Below are 18,910 nucleotides of genomic sequence, written 5' to 3'. Positions count from 1 at the left end.
TTTTTTATTTGAAATTTAGATTTTGTATTTAAATATAATATTTCTGATGGATAGTTTTAATTTTTGATCATTAAAAAATACTGAATAATAGACTGTTTGAATAAAGCCATCTATTTCTCGATAAGTTAGAATAATATTTATTATATAGAATGAGCAATGCTGACTATATGGATGCTTATTGAATCAGAAAATAATAAAACCCACAAAAAAGAGTAATAAGCGAGAAAAGATAGGCTTGTTGATTTTACAGCATAAGGTCAGCTGATTATAATGTGCCATCTTTTTATGTGATGGAAGTAGAGTCTCTTGAGTATCATTGTTGCATTAGATGCTAAAAGCCAATATGAAGCGTTATCAATTGCAGAGCAGTTAGATCCATCACTATGTCGAGTTAAAGTCGGAAAAGAGCTTTTCACTCATGAAGGTCAATCTATTGTAAGAGCCTTACAAGACCGAAAATTTGAAGTATTTTTAGATTTAAAATTTCACGATATTCCAAATACGACGGCTCAAGCGGTTTGTGCTGCTGCTGACTTAGGTGTATGGATGGTAAATGTACATGCATCTGGTGGTCGTAAGATGATGGAAACCTGCGTATCTCGATTAAAAGCAGGAAATTATCAGACACAATTAATTGCTGTGACTGTTTTAACCTCAATGAGTCGTGAAGATTTACGTGATATTGGTTTAGATATTGAACCATTTGAACAAGTGAAACGTCTTGCAAAATTAACGCAAGAAAGTGGCTTGGATGGTGTGGTGTGTTCGGCGCAAGAAGCAAAAATGTTACGTCAAGAATTAGGTCAAGACTTTGCATTGGTGACACCTGGTATTCGTCCAGAAGGTTCAAATGCAGATGATCAAAAACGTATTGTGACACCCAAGCAAGCGATGCTAGATGGTTCGACGCATTTGGTGATTGGTCGTCCAATTACTCAGTCTGAACATCCAAGTCAAACATTGAAAGATATTTTAGCGACCTTGTAATTCAAGATTCATTTGATTAATAGGTTGTAGAGTCATACTTTCAAGCTTATTTAGATAAGAAAAATCCCTCTTTTAAAAGAGGGATTCGGATCATTTTTAAATTGCTGCCAAAATGCTGACTGCAATGGGTGCAAGAACGGAAAGAATAAAACCACTGACCATTGCATGGGGGATAAACTCATTACCACAGGCTTGTTTCACCATGGGTAAAGTGACATCCATTGCTGTTGCACCCGCCGAAGAAATCGCTGAGCGTGGATAACGCCATCCGATTAAATACATAAATAAAATTGCTAATATTTCTCTAAATAAATCATTAATTAGCGCAATACTACCCAATTGTGCATTTTTTAATTCTGTCACCACAATCCCTGTCATGGAGTAAAATCCATAGCCTTGAGATAACATAATCAGATCTTTTAAGCTGATATTGCCAATAAAAAAAGATATTGCAACTGCTCCAAGCATTGATCCAATAATACAACCGATGGGAACCAGCATGATTTTCCAATTCAGCCAAGAACGGTCTAAAGGTGAGTAGGCAAGGTCTAATCCAATTAAGATCATATAGACGAGAAGTAAATTCCAAGTACTGATATGCAAAGGATATTGGAAATGGCTAGCTAACTCCGCAAGACTATAACCACAGGCAAGTGCGATAAAGGCATAACTGATATTGAGTAAAGAACCAAGCAATAATTCAGCAGAGACTTTGCCTTGCATAGGTTGATAACCAATGGCTTTAAACAGTAGATAACAACATAGAAAAGCCCCAACTGATGTCGCTACTGCAAGTGTTATTGCACTACTTAGAATCTGAGTTGGGCTGCTAATACTGTGTAATGTTTGAGAAAACTCAATGGCAATTGCAATTAAAAGAATATAAGTAAAATAAGGAAGTACTTTAAATGCCAGTTTTTCCAGCCATTGTGGAAGCCGACGTGCAAGAATGAATCCTAGAAATAAACAGAAAAGAAGTTGGAAAATAAGCCAGATAGATTGCATGAAAAGCTAAGCAGGTGAAAGGACACCTACTTATTATAAGCAATCTTTAAGCAGCACGTGTCGATTTATTATTTTGAGCCTGATTGCCAAGTAATTGATAATCACTAGGATTAATCTTACGTGTTTCAAGCCAGTATTTCCACGTATAGGTTGGCCAAAGTGCAAAGTTTTTGCCACCATCTTGCTGATACCAACTCACACAACCTGATTGCCATACCGTACCTTGCATTTTTTTCTGTACCGCATCATTAAACTGATTTTGTACATCTTCACGTACAACAATGGCCTGAGTTTGGGTTTTATTGACCAATTGAATGAGTTGTAAGATGTAATTGACTTGTGACTCAATCATGAAAATTACAGAATTATGTCCAAGAACGGTGTTTGGCCCTAAAAGTTGGAATAAATTTGGAAAGCCTTTGGTGGTCACACCATAATAACTTTCTGCGCCTTCTTTCCAGGCTTCTTTAAGCTCAAGACCTTGCGTTCCATAACAGGCAAAAGATTTAAGGTAAATTCGAGGGTCTGTAATAAAACCAGTGCCATAAATTAAACAATCAATTTGGCGTTCTTTTCCATCTTTGGTGATGATGCTAATTTCAGTGAGTTCTTGAATACCATCAGTGACCAAGTCAACATTTTGACGATTAAAGGTTGGGAAGTATTTGTTGGAAATTAAAATACGTTTACAGCCCATCACATAGTCAGGGGTTAGTTTTTTGGCTAATTCTTTATCTTTAATTTGAAATTTAATAAAGGCTTCAGCAAGTTTTTGCCCATATTTAATAATTTGAGGTTTTACGATAGGGACTACACGTGATTCATTTGACCAATATAAACGAGCACGGTGTAATTTTCTGAACCATTCAAAACGGTTAAATAATTTTTTATCTAAAGGGTTGTATGCACGTTCATCACGTGGAATAACCCAAGCAGGGGTGCGTTGTAATACATACAATTGTTTTACTTTCGGGGCAATTTCTGGAATATATTGAATAGCACTGCCACCGGTTCCAATTGATGCGACACTTTTATCATTTAGATTATAGTCATGATCCCAATGTGAAGAGTGGAAGACTTTACCTTTAAATTTTTCGATGCCTTTAATTTTTGGAATTTGTGCAACATGCAAAGGTCCAGATGCAAAAACGATAAATTGAGCTTCAATTTGAGTATCATCTTTGAGGTCTAGTTTCCAATTTAAAGCCTGCTCATCATATTTTGTTGTGACGACTTCTTGATTGAATTTTATATATTTTTTTAAATTATAGTCTGTAATTAAATCTTGGATGTAATCAAAAATTTCAGGTGCTTCAGCATAGCGTTTTGACCAATCTGTTTTTGGCGCGAAAGAGAGTGAATACATATGTGATTGCACATCACAAGCCGCACCTGGATATTGATTTTCACGCCATGTGCCACCGACATCATCTGCTTTTTCTAAAATAATAAAATCATGAATATTGGCTTGAAGTAGACGAATTGCCATAGCAAGACCACCAAAACCTGCACCAATAATGGCAACCTGAGTTTTAAGCACATTTGGAGATAGAGATGCTGCTTCACGCATGTTTTATTATCCTGTTTTTTTTGATAGTGTGTAGCTTAACCAATTTTCAAATCAAGCAACATGATTCCACTGACGGTAAAATTGATATATTCGGCAATTTTCAAAAAGCTCACTTTGTTGTAAAAACATAAGGGTAAAAACTAATTGAATAATAGATGAAACGATCGATTCTCGGCTTAATGTATTTGATTCAAGGAATGCGCAATGCAGGGATTGCGGTTGATAGCCGATTAGCCAGTCTTGGGATTAAAGCTGAAGCACTTGATCCGAGCTCCGTGATTCATCCAGATCTTGAATTAGATATTTTAAATGTAATAGGAAAGGGTGTTAAACCTGAAGTTGGTTTGTTTATTGGGCAACATTATGCTTTGGCAGGCTATGGTCCTTTATTGATGCTACTGGTGACTTGTAACACCATAAAGGCTGCACTTGAAAGTGGAATTCGCTTTCAAGGATTGACTCATCTTTATGGTTCCTTGGGGATGAAATATTTAGAACATCATGTGGCATTAATCTATCATCCTTCGGATTTAACCACAGAGATGGGACTGTTACGTGCGCAATGTGAAATTTCTGGAACGTATAAATTTATTTTAGATATTTACAAGATGATGGGGCTATCAGCGCCTTTTATTCGTGTAGAGTTGCCTTTTGAAGTACCTCAAAAGATTGAAACTTTGCATCAATACCAGAAATACTATGGTACAGATTTATATTTTGGTGCAGATCAAGCAGGGTTTCAGCTAAATTTGGATGTATTGGGTGTTAAAATTCCATCTGCAGATCCCATTACTTTTCGTATTTATGAAGCGAAATGTATTGCTGAAATTGAGCGTTTAAATAGTGAAGAAGATGAGTTAAATGTATTGATCCAGCGTGTTCAGAACTATTTGGAATTACAACAAGGCGTGATTCCGAGCATGGCTGAAACAGCACATGCTTTAAATTTACCTGAACGAACATTACGTTATCAATTACAACAATTGAATACCAGTTATAAAGAAATTAGAGAACAATTAATTAAGCACAAAGCATTGAGATTAATTGAATATAAAGAATATTCAATTGAGGTTATTGCAGAGTTGTTGGGATATTCAGAGCCAGCAGCGTTTAATCATGCTTTTAAAAGATGGTTTGGACAGAGTCCACGGCGATATGGTAAATAGCCTAAGCCTATGCGCGAACTATATGCCAAAGTGTTATTTATCCTTGAGCATAATTCGATATACTTCCACTAGCCCCTAGAAAGTACACAAGAGCGATATGTTAGATCAAAAATCAACTCAGCACAGTACCGCATTTTCACCCTTATCACCTGCAGAGCGTTATGCTCAAGCTTTATCATCAGGGCAGTTCATGCCAGATGATGCACAAGCACAGGCAGTACATGAACTTGATCGTGTTTGGCAAGAGTTGATGAGTCGCTATAAAGCTTCTAAAAAAGCTTTTCGTCGTTTCCGCCGTCAAACTGCTCCTAGAGGCGTGTATATGTGGGGTGGCGTAGGGCGTGGTAAAACATGGCTAATGGATCAATTTTATGAATCTGTGCCATTTCGCCGTAAAACACGCATGCATTTTCATCACTTTATGCAGTATGTACATAAAGAACTGAATAAATTGGCGGGTCAGCGTAATCCTTTAGATTTGGTTGCAGACCAGATTTATAAAGAAGCGGTCATTATCTGCTTTGATGAATTCTTTGTGTCGAATGTTACAGATGCAATGATTTTGAGCGATTTATTCCAAAAATTATTTATGCGTGGTGTGACATTAATTGCAACATCAAATATTGCCCCTGATGGCTTATATAAGAATGGTATTCACCGTGATCGTTTTATTCCAACCATTGAAATGGTGAAAAAAAACTGTGTGGTACTGAATGTTGATGCAGGCGTGGATTATCGTTTACGGGTATTAAAGCAAGCACAACTCTTTAAATCACCATTAACTCATGATCATAAAATTTGGATTGCACAACGTTTTAGCGCTTTAACTCAGTCACAAATAGTGTCAGATGAACCGATTATCATCAATCATCGTGTTGTAGAAACATTGGGTCATACTGAAGATGTATTGTGGTGTGAGTTTTCAGAATTGTGTATGAAACCGCGTAGTCCAGCGGATTTTATTGAAATTGCCAATATTTACAATACGGTCTTGGTCAGCAATGTTCCTCATCTAACAGACTATTTATCTGAAGGTACACGTCGTTTTATTTATTTGGTCGATGAGTTTTATGACCGCGGTGTAAAATTACTGCTTACTTCACAAGATAATATTATTGAAATTTATGAAGGTGAACGACTGGCATTTGAAATTGAACGTACTCGTTCACGTTTACTAGAAATGCAGTCGGATGAGTATTTACAGTCTGCACATCGCTTGATTCAGAATAATAGTGAGCTCAAAGTCGAGTAACGGATAAATTAGCTATCTTGCATCATGGTTTATGGTCTTTTATTTTCTCTTAGAGAGGAAATAAAAAATGTGATGTGGAAAGTCTATAAAAATATTGAAAAAAAGGGGTGATTGAATTAAATCATCCCTTTTGAATATTTGTTGAACGTTGATGTAAAGATAAATAAAACAATTTATCTTTCTCAGTCATTGGAAAATCATCCAAGCTTAAATCCACAAGATGCGTATCACCATAACAATAATTTTTCTTGGTCACGGTGTTGGATTGATGTGCTAAAGCCAGATGTAAGCGCTGTATATTCGGATGCTGAATAATTTTAGCGTGATTGAGGAAATGTTGTTCTTCTGCAAAGTTGGCTGAATCATCATATTGACGATCTTTCAACACACGTGTTTTGTAGCACAAGACACCATTGCAACTGGAAAACTCACGAACCGCAGGGATCTTTAAAACACGATTTTTTTTCACTTCATAATAATAATCTTCACCCGATCCGACAAATTCGTTTGCCTCATCTTCCCACAATAAATCTGACATTTCTTGAACGTAGGTTGGTCCATACCAATCGTCATCATCCATACTGCAAATAATATCGGCACCCCAGTGTAATGCCATATTATTCAATCGGTTTCGTTTTAATCCTAAAGCTTGTTTTTCTGAGTGCCAATGATATTCAACATAATTTTTTGTTTGAAAGAGTACTTTATGCGCTGAAATATTTGGAGAATCATCAAGAATAAACCAACGTATTTCAGTGGCTTGATGTTGCTGTTGTTCAACATAAGAAAGTGTTTGTAAAAGAAAATGATCTCTTTGGTAACTTGGCGTAACAATAGCAATTTTTAAATGATTTTGAATTTTCGGCATGTGTTTATTCTCAATTTTTATGCTATACATTATGAATGAATTAATAGATTAAATTGTGATGTGTTCAAAATGGAATGATGAGTGGTTAATCTAAATTCTACGATTTCATGGTTTAATCTTTGTTCATTTATAGGGAAATGTCGACATAAAAGTAGCATAAGCATGGATTTCTGAACTTAAGTCTAATTTCGACATTCTAAAAACTTTATACACTGTAAATGGCGATTCAATTTGTTGAAGTGTAAAACATTTCTGTAGCTATTTTGTTGAATGAAGTCAATCTTTATTCGTTAAAAAATGCTTACTATTTAGGAATGTGATATTAGTATTCAGCAAAATTTAAATGGGTATACTAGAACCTCTTGTTATAAAAAGTAGCAATATCAGGAAAGACAATGACTGCACGTATTCAAAAAGGCAAGTTAGCGATTGCTAAAGAACTTTACGATTTTATCGAAAATGAAGCTTTACCTGGTTCAGGTTTAGACAGCGAAAATTACTGGAAAAACTTTGAGCAAGTCGTTGTCGATCTTAGCCCTAAGAATAAGGCGCTTTTGGCAAAGCGTGATGATATTCAGGCTAAAATTGATGAATGGCACCGCAACAATAAATTTGAATTAGAAGCTTATAAAGCTTTCCTTAAAGAAATTGGCTACTTATTACCAGAAGTAGAAGATTTTCAAATCAGCACAGAAAATGTCGATGAAGAAATCGCATTATTGGCTGGTCCACAATTGGTTGTGCCTGTACGTAATGCTCGTTACTGCTTAAATGCAGCGAATGCACGTTGGGGTTCACTTTATGATGCACTTTATGGTTTTGACGTTATCTCTGAAGAAGGTGGTGCGGAAAAAGGTAAAGGTTATAACCCAGTTCGTGGTGATAAAGTTATTGCATTTGCGAAAAATTTCTTAAATGAAACTTTCCCATTGGCGCAAGGTTCACATGCTGATGTAACTAAGTATGCTGTAGACCACAATGCACTTGTTGTGACATTGAAAGATGGTTCTACAACAACATTAGCACATGAGGCACAATTTGTAGGCTTTAATGGTGATGCTGCTAATCCTACAGAAATCGTATTTAAAAATAATGGTTTGCATGTATTTGTAGAGATTGATGCAACTAGCCCGATTGGTAAAACAGATCCAGCTGGCGTTAAAGATTTAGTACTTGAAGCTGCTGTAACGACCATTCAAGATTTAGAAGACTCAATCGCAGCAGTTGATGCTGAAGAGAAAGTTGAAGGCTACCGTAACTGGTTAGGCTTAATGAAAGGTACTTTGTCAGAATCTATCGAGAAAAATGGTAAAACCGTTACTCGTAGTTTAAACAAAGACCGTTCACACAAAAACTTAATTGGTGGCGAAACTAAGATTCATGGTCGTTCACTTATGTTACTTCGTAACGTAGGTCACCTCATGACAAATCCTGCAATCCTTGTAGATGGCGCTGAAATCTATGAAGGCATTATGGATGCGTTAATTACGCCATTGCTTGCTTTTGCAGATATTAAAGGCGAAAACGAAATCAAGAACTCTCGTAAAGGTTCTATGTATATCGTTAAGCCAAAAATGCATGGTCCAGAAGAAGTTGCATTTGCAGTTGAATTATTCGAGCGTGCTGAACAAGTGCTTGGATTGCCTGCGAAAACTTTAAAAATTGGTATTATGGATGAAGAACGTCGTACTTCTGTAAACTTGAAAAACTGTATTGCTCAAGCGAAAGATCGTACGATTTTCATCAATACAGGTTTCATGGACCGTACAGGTGATGAAATTCATACTTTTATGGAAGCAGGTCCATTCGTTCGTAAAGGCGAAGTGAAAGCTCAAATTTGGTTCCCTGCTTACGAAAACCGTAACGTGATGGTCGGTTTGAAAGCGGGTTTACGTGGCAAAGCGCAAATTGGAAAAGGCATGTGGCCTAAACCAGATATGCTTTTAGACATGTATAAAACTAAAACTGAACATCCTGAAGCGGGTGCAAGTTGTGCATGGGTTCCATCGCCAGCGGGTGCTGTGATTCATGCAATTCACTATCACCAAATTAATGTGGCAAATCGTCAAAAAGAATTATTGGCGACTGAAGCATTACCTTTAGATGATTTATTAACGCCACCATTGGCGACGGATACAAATTGGTCTGAAGAAGAAAAAACCAAAGAACTTGAAAATAACTGTCAAGGTATCTTGGGTTATGTGGTTCGTTGGGTTGATCTTGGTGTCGGTTGTTCTAAAGTTTTAGACATCAACAATGTAGGTTTGATGGAAGACCGTGCAACATTACGTATTTCTTCACAACACGTTGCAAATTGGTTACGTCACGGTATTGTAACGCGTGCGCAAGTTGAAGAAGTTATGCAACGTATGGCGAAAATTGTGGATGAGCAAAATGCGAATGATCCAGAATATACTGCAATGTCGACTAATTTTGACACCAATATTGCATTCCAAGCAGCTTCAGACTTAATCTTTAGAGGTGGTGAACAGCCATCGGGTTATACAGAGCCACTTTTACATGCTGCACGTTTAAAATTAAAAGGTTACACAGGTGATTAATTTCATCGTGTAAAATAAAAGCCTCTTCGGGGGCTTTTTTAGTCTTTGTAAAAAGATACACAATAAAATAAAAAGGATAAAACAATGTATTTTTGGAGAACAGATCAATTAATTGACGATTTAAAACATGATCGTGTCACCAATACACAATTCAAAAATTATTATCTTGTTGGTAGCATCCTCATGCTACTGAGTTTTTTTATATTGGAGATTAGCCCAGAAAAACCATTAAAACTCAGTATGGCTAACTTTTTAATTAATTTGGGTTTGCTGATTACTTGGACGAATATCATTTATAAAGTGAATTGTGCTGAAAATGGTAGGCACTTTTTTGGACGATGCTTTGCTTTATTCTTACCCATTACGATTAAATTATTTGTAGTATTGCTGATTCTTTTTTTAATCTTACAAACCCTTTTACAGGCTGCTGGGTTTACTAGTATGTATACCATTGATGGTGATATGAATGGCATTGAAACATATATCAGCGGTATCATTTTTTCATTTTTAACGTATTGGCGTGTTTATGTCGCAATGAGAAAAATAAATGTTTAAAAAGCTTTATATGACAGATCTATTGAATAAAATAAAACCGCAAAAAATTGCGGTTTTATTTTTAAATATAATCTATTTAAAAGAGAATCTTAGTGCCCACCAAGGAGGATACTACTAATAATACCTGTTGCAGCGGCAACTAATACATAGTCACCATTCACATTTAACCAGCGATGACCAGAGGGTGGTGATGGAAGGTCACGGTTACGCCAATCGTTAACATAGTAGCTTTGTGAGCGATATTGTGCAGGAAGTTTTTGACCTTTGCGCCAATCACTATGTGGGCGTGGCATATCATGTCGATAAGCTTGATGAGATTGCATATAACGCGGCTGGTTTTTTTGATGCTGACCATTATTACCATTGTTTTGGTGTTGTGAATTATTATGACTATCTCGATCATGATTTTGTTGACCTCGATCAGATTGATTACGGTCATTGTGATCATACTGATCAGCAAATGCAGATACAGAACAGAGTGTTGTTGCTGTAAGGATGACAGCCATTAGTTTTTTATTCATTTGAGTGCCTTTATAAACGGTTAATGACAAGCTAAATAACGTTAAAGTAGGCTGTTCTGCATTGTTATCATGCCTTTTAGGCTGAGAATGCGCTTGTCTTGAGTGATGGTTACATATTCAAAAGAAGTCATTTTATAACAGCTTGAAATGGCAGGAATGCTGAAAAGTGAACTTTAGAAACAGATTCTAAGTAAGCTTCATGATTAAAAGTATAAGTAAGTTTTCAGGCTAAAAAATGTATAAATATTTCTATTCTGTGTATATTCGATGTGGATTGAGTATCGATTTAATCACTAATGTAAGTTTTACCCTACGACTGTAAATCAATAAGTTAAAAGATTTAAATTATAGGCTGATTAAGCTGTTTGCCTATTTAAATTGCTTTGAAACTGGTATAAAAAAGTGAAAATAGGATGGATCGTAGAATCCTTTATTCACATGTTATCCATTCATGAGCGTGTTCTATAAAAGCAAAGGCTATAATGCAAAATGTGATGTTGGATTTACGCTATGGGTGTAAGAGATGTGTGCGAATTTCAAACCAATTACGCTTCAACAACTAAAAGCATTAGGTTTGCCACTCATTCCATTCGAATATGTAGATGAAGTGTTCCCTAGTTTTCAGATGGCTTTACTTTTTAAATCAGGACAAGCGTATGAGTGGCGTGCTGTCAATTTTGGATTGATTCCTAAGTGGGCGGAAGATACAGCATTGGCAAAATATACTTATAATGCAAGAAATGAAACTTTGTTGAGTAAACCAAGCTTTCAAGACGCTTTTATGAAGTGTAATTTTGGTGTTATTCCAGTCACAGAATTTTATGAAATAAAGTATATCAATGCTAAGCCACAGAGATGGGGTATACGTCGTAAAGATGGACGTGCTTTTTATATTGCAGCACTTTATGAAATAGTAAAAATAGAACAACAAATTGTTCGCTCTGCAACTCTAATTACCATGGAGGCGAGTGACCATTCGATAATGAACGAATTTCATAAACCCGAGGATCAAAAACGTTCAATCATTATTATTTCTCATGAACGTCTAGATGAGTGGTTAAGTTTAAGCACACCCATTATTGATGATTTTGTGATTGGTTTTCCTGTGGAGGAATTTGAGAGCTTCTATTGTCCTAAAACAAGACTTCCAAAAAATTCTCCACAGTTAAATATCTTTGACTAAATTATCTTTTTAAGGTGCAAGGTTTTTAAAGATATGTTTTAGCGATTCCATCATTTTTTCAATTTGTAAAGGTGTCAAACCTTCAAAAGATTGCTCAAGTACAATAGCCATTAAATCATTAATTTTATGGGTCATTTGCTTACCTGATTCAGTTAAATGAACACGTGTAATTCGTGCATCATTTTCACAAGAATAAGTATTTACAAAACCTTCATCTTTTAGCCGATAGACAATTTTTGTAGTCGTTGACATTTTAGAAACGATCATGTCTGAGAGGTCAGAAACACTCGCATGTGGTTTTGCCTCAAGTGCGATGAGCAAACGTCGTCTAGAATTATCTACACCGTATTTTTTAAGTACATGATCGACATTCAATACATATTGAGCGTGAACCTGAGTAATCCAGTAAAAAGGAAAATTTTCAAGATTGAAGTTTTCCGAAGTAGGTAAAAATTTTGAATATTTCTTAGACATTTGAATTTCCCATTCTTTTAATTATCTTACGACATTCATAATACTAATATTTTTTGAAATTAAATAGATGCAATAACATGTGATGATTCACTAAATGAAAAAAACAAGAGGAATCTCATCTAAACTAGATTCCTCTTGGAGTAAAACTAAATAAGGTCTTCAAGTAAAGACAGGGTATAACAGTCTTTATCCTGATGAAACGCAATAATACTTTGAGCAAATTTAGTTGCTTCTTCTCGTAATTGAGAATCTGACACGGGCTGATCCAGTAGTTTTGCTGTTGGAAGCGTGTTTTCAAGAGTGATTTTGTAGACCAGTTCTTGCTTTTGATTCTCGTGCGTGACCACAATTTTAACCTGATGTTGTTCAAATGCTAAATCACGATTGATGTATGCAGCAACATCCCTTGTATTTGACATCATTTTAGATGTCGTATCAAAGGTCAGTGCATTTACATTTATCATGCTCGATTATTCCAATCAATTCTTTTGTTTGAGTCTAGAGGTCAAGCCACTTAAAACTAGATGATCTAAACTTAGCTATTGTTTGCGCTGAAGCAATCTTGGCTATGATTATATTTTAATGAAAAATATACTTTTGAAAACTTGGCTTTCAAACAAAAAGTTTCTGTCTAAAATGTCATAAACATGAAAAATCTAGATATTTAATTAATAAATATGTGTTTAAGCTGATGAATCATTATCTAAAAAATTCTAGTAGCTTCAGATGTAAATATTTTTATGATTAAAAATTAAATATATTGATACACTTAATTTAGAAGAATGCTTTAATGCAAAAAATATTCTAGGATTATTTTCGACGATCAAGCAAATTTTCATACATGTTTTAAGTTAAATCAAAATGCTTAGAATCGTATTTCTTGAGTACTTTAAATAAGCCCTTTTGATTTGATATTAAAGGAGAAAAATAAAAGGAGTGCGAACATTTTTGTAGGATACCTTTTTAATCTAAAAATTATCTATAAACACGATAATAAGATTTTAACTTCATCTTAAAAATAAGAGATATGTCATTTTTTCAGTGATCACTTCATATTTTTAGCTTTAAAAGGGAAAACTGATATGAATAATTGTAAATATTCATCATAAAATTAATTACAACAGCGTCAGATTATGCATAATAAAAGCAATATTATTGAAAAGGTACCATTTGATGGACCCGTCGCCGTGTGGATTCAAATTTTTTAGTTTTGTAAATTATAATAATAAAGAACAGGAGATCTAATAATGGAATTTTTATTAGATCCTGGTATTTGGGTAGGTTTACTCACTCTTATTGTATTAGAAATTGTACTGGGTATTGATAACCTGGTTTTTATTGCTATTTTGGCGGAAAAACTCCCTCCAGAACAACGAGATAAAGCGCGTGTTCTTGGTCTTTCTCTTGCTTTGTTTATGCGTTTGGGCTTGTTGTTTGCCATTTCATGGTTAGTCACCTTAACAAAACCTCTAATTTCAGTCATGGACTGGACATTTTCTGGTAGGGATTTAATTCTACTGTTTGGTGGTCTATTCCTTGTGTATAAAGCAGTGACCGAGTTACATGAAAATATTGAAGGTAAGCCTGAAGTTAAAGTAACCACCAATGTGGTTTATGCCGGCTTTACCGCGGTTGTTGCACAGATTGTAATTCTTGATGCTGTATTCTCATTAGATTCTGTCATTACAGCCATTGGTATGGTGGATAACATCTATGTAATGATGGTTGCAATGATTGTTGCTATGGCAGTGATGCTACTTGCCTCTAAACCATTAACCGCGTTTGTAAACCGTCATCCAACTGTTGTGATTTTATGTTTAAGCTTCTTATTGTTGATTGGTATTAGCTTAATTGCAGAAGGTTTTGGTTTCCATATTCCAAAAGGCTATATTTATTCAGGTATTGGTGTTGCCATTTTGATTGAAGCTTTTAATCAGTTTGGACAACGCAATGTAGCGAAACATGAGGCTAAAATTCCTTTTAGGCATCGTACTGCTGATTCCATCTTAAGATTGATGGGAGGACGAGTAGAAACTGCCGATTTAGAGCAACGTGTTGCTCAGGATGCCTTTGCGGACGAAGAGCGTTATATGATTGGCGGCGTGTTAACGCTCGCTGAGCGTTCAGTTGCTTCAATTATGACACCACGGAGTCAAATTTCTTGGATTAACCTTGAAGATGATTCAGAAACGATTCGTCAGCAAATTCTTGCAGTACCACACAGTTTATTTCCCGTATGCCGTGGTCAATTAGATAAAGTTGTGACCATCGTACGTGCCAAAGAGTTGTTGGATGTATTGGATGAACCTGAACATTTAAATGCTTTGTTAAAGCGTCATCGTCCGATTTTTATTTTTGAGAAAATGAAAGTAATTGATGCCATTCATACTTTGCGCTCATCTAAAGGTTCATTGGTTCTGGTGAGTAATGAGTTTGGAAATATCCAAGGTCTTATTTCTCCTTTGGATGTTTTTGAAGCCATTGCGGGTGAATTCCCTGATGCGGATGAACAATTGGAGTTGGTGAAAATTGATGATTCCACTTGGAAAGCTTCAGGAATGCTGGATCTATATCAACTTGAATTAGAGTTGGGTATTCTAGATTTGGACTTGGTTCAAGAAGATTCAGGCTATTTCAGTGTTGCTGGGTTAATTTTAGACAAAACCCAGGGTGACGTAAAAATTGGAACTAAAATTCAATATCAAGGTATTGATTTTGAAGTGCTTGAAATGGATGAAAATCGAATCAAAACGGTGAAAATTACACAACATGGTTTTCATTGATAATCAAACATCTTGGTTAAGTATTCACATGCTTTTTCTGATGTAGATGAAAGAAAATGCCTCACATGATGTGAGGCATTTTTGTATAAAAAGAGCACTTAAACAGGATTACTTGTTTAAGTGCCAAAGGTGATGATTGGTTTATGCTGCAAGTTCATTTGCAATCAGTGACCAAATATTTTGATGGGATTTTTTAAACATCATCATGTGACCAATCTGTTTATGACCCAGTTCAGTCGGAACGAGTTCATGCATGTGAGTTTTAGCATTTGGATATAAACGAAGTAAGTCTTTAACATTGGCTTCAGTTGCAATTTCATCATCAGATGACCAAAATACGGTAATTGGGCATTGGATTTCAGCATGATGATCTTCAAAAATGGTTTTACCCATCGCATTCATCACATAACCTGGTTTACTACAAAAAAGCGCCCATTGCTTAGCAACATTTTTAGGTAGATTTTCACCCATACCCAGCATTTGAGTTGCACCATAGCCTTTGAAAAGAGTGGAAATAGGGAAGACCAAGTTAAACATGACAGGTGCCATGCGTTTAGTTCGACCTTTTAAGCCTTTGACGTGGCCAGTTGAGCCTGAAATAGCAATGACTTTAGCGACTTTTTCAAAATTAGGGGTAATACCCAATAATTGCCCACCTGCACTATGACCCAATAAAGTCACTTGTTTAGCTTGAGTTTTAGCTAAGAGGGTTTCAATCGCAGCAGGGATATCAAGTAATCCCCAGTCTTGAATACTGGCTTGAGAGTCTTTGAGTGCGCCGTGTAATGAATCTCCGATCCCTCGGAAATCAAAGCTTAAAACGTTATAACCTTGAGCGACTAACCATTCTGCAAAGTTGTGGTAGAAGGTTTTAGTAATACCAGTCGCAGGGCAAATCAGAATAGGCAGGTGTTCATTCTTATTAGCTGTTTGATAAAAGCGAGCACTTAAATTGTATCCGTCTTTACATGTAATATTAATATTTTCAAAACTGTTCATAGAAATCATCAAACTAAAAAATGACTGAATAAGCCTACTTTACACAAGTTCCAAAAAGAAACTTGAATAAAAAATGACTAAAAAGTCATAGCATTGTATATGCTGTGAAAACTTGTAAGATCAACACATAGATTATGGAACTAAATTTTATGGAAATTGGGTTATTACAAAATAGTGTCAAGTTAGCGATTGTTTTTAGTGGGATTTATTTATGGGTGGGAATGCTAACAGGTGTATGGAAGTACTATCAAATTAGCCGTTCCGAATTAGCACGCGCACATTATTATGTGGATATCGCACACCGTAGTAGTTTGTTATATGCACCAGCGACATTGATTCTTGCAATTTTGGCTTATTTTTCGATATGGTCGGAATGGGTAAATTTATTATTTGTGGTGATTAATCTTATTTTTTTTAGTTTCTCAATTTTAAGTTATATTTTGCATGGTTGGTTGAAAGACACAAGTAATCAATTTAAAAAACCACATCAGATGGGGCATTTTCAATTACCGAGTTGGATATTAAGAACAGCGATGATTTTATTGGTGATCGGTGAAATTATTGCAACTGGTGGATTGCTCTTGGGAACAGTTATGGCTTTTATGTAATGTATTTTGGTCGAATATTGATTGATGATCAAATTTTGATTTTAATATTTTTATTGAAGTATTGAGAATAATGAAAGAAGCAGAATTTAATTTTTTTTATTTGTTTCAATTAAAGATGGATGCAGTGCATCCATCTTTTAATCTATAACTTCAGCGTGACGTTTTCTCAGCTTTCTGGTTTTATGGTCTACTAAATCCCAAATATAAAATGCTGCTGATACAAATAAAGCATAGGCAAAAAATTCAGGTTTTAAATTGCCTTGAATTAAGCCATGAAAAAGTAAAATCAACATCAACGCGATCGTTGTACTTAAATATGTGACTAGTTTTGTGTTTGACTTCAAAGAATTAATGAAGTGCTTGTTGAAATGTAATGATAACATCTCCATCCTCCTATCTGCTCGACGGAAACTTAATTGTTTTAGTCTGAATTGTTATTGTAGTTGTACCACAATGAATTATTATTTCAAGAGTAAATACTCTTATTTTGCAAAATAATTATGACATATTTATGACAGATTATAATATTTCTATTTTATTTGGAAATATCAGCTATATCGTATAAAAAATAAACTAAATCTATTATTTTTTGTGATATATCTGGCAAATTAGAATAAAGCTTTGAATTGTTTTTGAAAAGTGTTTTTAGACTTATGTTGAGTTTTTTAAAATCAAAAATAGAATTTAACGATTTACATTGAGGAAATATATCATTTTGTCATCTCTATCATGCAGTAAACAATAAAAGCATATTTGGGTAAAACATCGCAATTATTGATCACATTTAAAATCTTATTTGGGTAAAACAAGACTTTAATCAGTCAAGTTGAAAGGTTTAGTTTCTAACTTTGTCGATGATGATACAGATTACAAGCACAACACATGATGGAATAAACCATGCTAAATTTTGCTCGTTCAAAGGTAAATTTTGAATAAAGCTTGGAAGGTGATCTTTAAAGCTTGTGACTTTAATGCCTTCAATAATGCCAAAAATAAATGAAACGGCGGTAACCGGTGCAACAACAACAGTAGGGTTTTTCCAGAACTTCCAGAAGAAACTCAGCATAATCACTACAATCGCAGGTGGATAAATTGCACTTAGAACAGGAACTGAAATTGCAATTAGTTTGGTTAAACCTAAATTTGAAATGACCAAAGAGAAAAGCACTAAAATAAATACAAATATTTTGTAAGGGATTTTAGTCAGTTGTGAGAAATACTCAGCACATGCACAGGTCAAGCCAATTGCAGTTACCATACAGGCAATAAAAATTAAAGCAGTTAGGAAAAGTGAACCTAAATTGCCAAAAGCATGTTGCACATAAGCATGTAGGATTACAGCACCATTGGCTGCATTAGGTGCAACTTCATGGCTCCCTAAACCTAATTTAAAGAGGCTGAGATAAACTAAAGTTAAACCAACACCTGAAATCAAACTTGCAATGATTGCATAGCGTGTAACCAGTTTTTCATCTGTTACACCACGTGAGCGAATCGCATGAATAATCACAATACCAAAAACCAGAGCGCCTAAAGTATCCATGGTTAAATAACCATTTACGAAGCCTTCAGAGACTGGACTTTCAATGTAATTATTAACTGCGGGTGGAATATAGCCTGCTGGGATCATCACAGCAGCAATACCCAGTATTGCTAATGAAATAATTTTTAACGGGGCTAAAAAATGTCCAACTGTATCTAATAGTTTATTTGGATACAGTGAAACCACTGTGACGACTGCAAAATAAACAATACTGTAGATGAATAAACTGCTGGCAGATGTTCCGAAATAAGGCGAAAATCCAATTTCATAGGATACAGTTGCAGTTCGTGGTGCTGCAAATAAAGGACCGACTGATAAATAACAAACCACAGTTAAAATCAGACTCGCAACTTTGCCCAAGGGTGAGCTTAAAATTTCGATCGAACCTTCAGTTTTGGAAAGCGCCATGATGGTGATGACAGGTAAGCCAACAGCGGTAATTAAAAAACCGATTGCTGCTAACCAAACATGCTCACCCGCTTGTTGAGCGACAATAGGCGGAAAGATAATATTGCCTGCCCCAATGAATAAGGCGAAGGTCATAAAACCTAATGCAATAATATCCTTTGTACGAAGACTAGTCATAAAAGGAGAGGTGTCGCAAAAAGGGTAAATTCTAGTGGATATAGATTCATTTTTGTATTTTATTTTATGAATCATATACATTTTTTTTATAACTTGATAAGTAACGTTTAATTTAAATAGTTGATAACACCATTAAAAATGTTAAATATTCACCTTGAAATTTGAGAAATTAAACCTTCATTTTTTGCACAATAGAATGAATGCATTGAATAAAATGAGATATATTTCACTATTTTAAGCTTTGGATTTT

The 18,910-nt window shown here is 35.2% G+C and carries 17 protein-coding genes; 8 read left to right on the top strand and 9 right to left on the bottom strand.

Annotation, left to right across the window (positions count from 1 at the left end; all coding sequences use genetic code 11):
• The first annotated feature begins 306 nt into the window (after positions 1-306).
• On the top strand, positions 307-987 hold the full coding sequence (pyrF, locus tag B9T35_RS10125; protein ID WP_086190991.1) for an orotidine-5'-phosphate decarboxylase: 681 nt from the start codon (positions 307-309) through the stop codon (positions 985-987).
• Between the two features lie 96 nt (positions 988-1,083).
• Here the strand turns inward: pyrF and B9T35_RS10120 are convergent, their stop codons facing one another.
• On the bottom strand, positions 1,084-1,992 hold the full coding sequence (locus B9T35_RS10120) for a lysine exporter LysO family protein (protein ID WP_086190990.1): 909 nt from the start codon (positions 1,990-1,992) through the stop codon (positions 1,084-1,086).
• Positions 1,993-2,038: 46 nt separating this feature from the next.
• Positions 2,039-3,562 (bottom strand): flavin-containing monooxygenase, encoded by a 1,524-nt coding sequence (locus tag B9T35_RS10115; RefSeq protein WP_086190989.1) that lies wholly within the window; start codon positions 3,560-3,562, stop codon positions 2,039-2,041.
• Between the two features lie 155 nt (positions 3,563-3,717).
• On the opposite strand from B9T35_RS10115, the gene B9T35_RS10110 reads away from it, so the two are divergent.
• The gene (locus tag B9T35_RS10110; protein WP_086190988.1) at positions 3,718-4,728 is read left to right on the top strand and encodes a helix-turn-helix domain-containing protein; all 1,011 of its coding nucleotides are present in this window, start codon (positions 3,718-3,720) and stop codon (positions 4,726-4,728) included.
• Positions 4,729-4,825: 97 nt separating this feature from the next.
• Positions 4,826-5,980 carry a cell division protein ZapE gene (gene zapE, locus B9T35_RS10105; RefSeq protein ID WP_086190987.1) on the top strand — a complete coding sequence of 385 codons (1,155 nt, stop codon included), beginning with the start codon at positions 4,826-4,828 and terminating at the stop codon, positions 5,978-5,980.
• A gap of 121 nt (positions 5,981-6,101) precedes the next feature.
• Here the strand turns inward: zapE and B9T35_RS10100 are convergent, their stop codons facing one another.
• A complete protein-coding gene (locus B9T35_RS10100) occupies positions 6,102-6,848 on the bottom strand; it encodes a glycosyltransferase family 2 protein (protein ID WP_171264261.1) in 747 nt (248 codons plus the stop codon).
• Positions 6,849-7,243: 395 nt separating this feature from the next.
• Here B9T35_RS10100 and B9T35_RS10095 point away from each other — a divergent pair, with 395 nt between their 5' ends.
• Together B9T35_RS10095 and B9T35_RS10090 are read left to right on the top strand one after the other, a co-directional pair.
• Positions 7,244-9,409: a malate synthase G gene (locus tag B9T35_RS10095; RefSeq protein WP_086190985.1), complete on the top strand. Its 2,166-nt coding sequence runs from the start codon at positions 7,244-7,246 to the stop codon at positions 9,407-9,409.
• 84 nt (positions 9,410-9,493) lie between these two features.
• Complete coding sequence (locus tag B9T35_RS10090) at positions 9,494-9,964, top strand: hypothetical protein (protein ID WP_086190984.1); 471 nt, start codon at positions 9,494-9,496, stop codon at positions 9,962-9,964.
• An 89-nt stretch (positions 9,965-10,053) separates the two neighbouring features.
• Here B9T35_RS10090 and B9T35_RS10085 read toward each other — a convergent pair whose 3' ends face one another.
• Complete coding sequence (locus B9T35_RS10085; protein ID WP_086190983.1) at positions 10,054-10,485, bottom strand: RcnB family protein; 432 nt, start codon at positions 10,483-10,485, stop codon at positions 10,054-10,056.
• Positions 10,486-11,008: 523 nt separating this feature from the next.
• Between B9T35_RS10085 and B9T35_RS10080 the strand changes: the two genes are divergently transcribed.
• Complete coding sequence (locus B9T35_RS10080; protein ID WP_086190982.1) at positions 11,009-11,668, top strand: SOS response-associated peptidase family protein; 660 nt, start codon at positions 11,009-11,011, stop codon at positions 11,666-11,668.
• Positions 11,669-11,677: 9 nt separating this feature from the next.
• Here the strand turns inward: B9T35_RS10080 and B9T35_RS10075 are convergent, their stop codons facing one another.
• Entirely contained in the window at positions 11,678-12,142 is a 465-nt protein-coding gene (locus B9T35_RS10075; protein WP_086190981.1) for a MarR family winged helix-turn-helix transcriptional regulator, read from the bottom strand.
• A 146-nt stretch (positions 12,143-12,288) separates the two neighbouring features.
• Positions 12,289-12,606, bottom strand: coding sequence for a hypothetical protein (locus B9T35_RS10070; RefSeq protein ID WP_086190980.1), 318 nt, complete (start codon positions 12,604-12,606; stop codon positions 12,289-12,291).
• A gap of 783 nt (positions 12,607-13,389) precedes the next feature.
• Between B9T35_RS10070 and B9T35_RS10065 the strand changes: the two genes are divergently transcribed.
• Positions 13,390-14,925 (top strand): TerC family protein, encoded by a 1,536-nt coding sequence (locus tag B9T35_RS10065; RefSeq protein WP_086190979.1) that lies wholly within the window; start codon positions 13,390-13,392, stop codon positions 14,923-14,925.
• 141 nt (positions 14,926-15,066) lie between these two features.
• Here B9T35_RS10065 and B9T35_RS10060 read toward each other — a convergent pair whose 3' ends face one another.
• Positions 15,067-15,924 (bottom strand): alpha/beta fold hydrolase, encoded by an 858-nt coding sequence (locus B9T35_RS10060; RefSeq protein WP_086190978.1) that lies wholly within the window; start codon positions 15,922-15,924, stop codon positions 15,067-15,069.
• A gap of 149 nt (positions 15,925-16,073) precedes the next feature.
• Between B9T35_RS10060 and B9T35_RS10055 the strand changes: the two genes are divergently transcribed.
• Entirely contained in the window at positions 16,074-16,532 is a 459-nt protein-coding gene (locus tag B9T35_RS10055) for a hypothetical protein (RefSeq protein ID WP_086190977.1), read from the top strand.
• A 137-nt stretch (positions 16,533-16,669) separates the two neighbouring features.
• Here B9T35_RS10055 and B9T35_RS10050 read toward each other — a convergent pair whose 3' ends face one another.
• Together B9T35_RS10050 and brnQ are read right to left on the bottom strand one after the other, a co-directional pair.
• Entirely contained in the window at positions 16,670-16,915 is a 246-nt protein-coding gene (locus tag B9T35_RS10050) for a hypothetical protein (RefSeq protein WP_086190976.1), read from the bottom strand.
• 452 nt (positions 16,916-17,367) lie between these two features.
• Positions 17,368-18,660 (bottom strand): branched-chain amino acid transport system II carrier protein, encoded by a 1,293-nt coding sequence (gene brnQ, locus B9T35_RS10045; RefSeq protein WP_086190975.1) that lies wholly within the window; start codon positions 18,658-18,660, stop codon positions 17,368-17,370.
• Positions 18,661-18,910: the final 250 nt, after the last annotated feature.

Source organism: Acinetobacter sp. ANC 3832 (assembly GCF_002135415.1).
Lineage (GTDB): Bacteria > Pseudomonadota > Gammaproteobacteria > Pseudomonadales > Moraxellaceae > Acinetobacter.
This window is presented reverse-complemented; position numbering and strand designations above follow the sequence as displayed.

Bases quoted from the DNA above. Each gene is read 5' to 3' on its own strand.
- B9T35_RS10120 (WP_086190990.1), bottom strand. From the start codon at position 1,992: ATGCAATCTATCTGGCTTATTTTCCAACTTCTTTTCTGTTTATTTCTA.
- B9T35_RS10115 (WP_086190989.1), bottom strand. From the start codon at position 3,562: ATGCGTGAAGCAGCATCTCTATCTCCAAATGTGCTTAAAACTCAGGTT.
- B9T35_RS10110 (WP_086190988.1), top strand. From the start codon at position 3,718: ATGAAACGATCGATTCTCGGCTTAATGTATTTGATTCAAGGAATGCGC.
- zapE (WP_086190987.1), top strand. From the start codon at position 4,826: ATGTTAGATCAAAAATCAACTCAGCACAGTACCGCATTTTCACCCTTA.
- B9T35_RS10100 (WP_171264261.1), bottom strand. From the start codon at position 6,848: ATGCCGAAAATTCAAAATCATTTAAAAATTGCTATTGTTACGCCAAGT.
- B9T35_RS10095 (WP_086190985.1), top strand. From the start codon at position 7,244: ATGACTGCACGTATTCAAAAAGGCAAGTTAGCGATTGCTAAAGAACTT.
- B9T35_RS10090 (WP_086190984.1), top strand. From the start codon at position 9,494: ATGTATTTTTGGAGAACAGATCAATTAATTGACGATTTAAAACATGAT.
- B9T35_RS10085 (WP_086190983.1), bottom strand. From the start codon at position 10,485: ATGAATAAAAAACTAATGGCTGTCATCCTTACAGCAACAACACTCTGT.
- B9T35_RS10080 (WP_086190982.1), top strand. From the start codon at position 11,009: ATGTGTGCGAATTTCAAACCAATTACGCTTCAACAACTAAAAGCATTA.
- B9T35_RS10075 (WP_086190981.1), bottom strand. From the start codon at position 12,142: ATGTCTAAGAAATATTCAAAATTTTTACCTACTTCGGAAAACTTCAAT.
- B9T35_RS10070 (WP_086190980.1), bottom strand. From the start codon at position 12,606: ATGATAAATGTAAATGCACTGACCTTTGATACGACATCTAAAATGATG.
- B9T35_RS10065 (WP_086190979.1), top strand. From the start codon at position 13,390: ATGGAATTTTTATTAGATCCTGGTATTTGGGTAGGTTTACTCACTCTT.
- B9T35_RS10060 (WP_086190978.1), bottom strand. From the start codon at position 15,924: ATGAACAGTTTTGAAAATATTAATATTACATGTAAAGACGGATACAAT.
- B9T35_RS10055 (WP_086190977.1), top strand. From the start codon at position 16,074: ATGGAAATTGGGTTATTACAAAATAGTGTCAAGTTAGCGATTGTTTTT.
- B9T35_RS10050 (WP_086190976.1), bottom strand. From the start codon at position 16,915: ATGTTATCATTACATTTCAACAAGCACTTCATTAATTCTTTGAAGTCA.
- brnQ (WP_086190975.1), bottom strand. From the start codon at position 18,660: ATGACTAGTCTTCGTACAAAGGATATTATTGCATTAGGTTTTATGACC.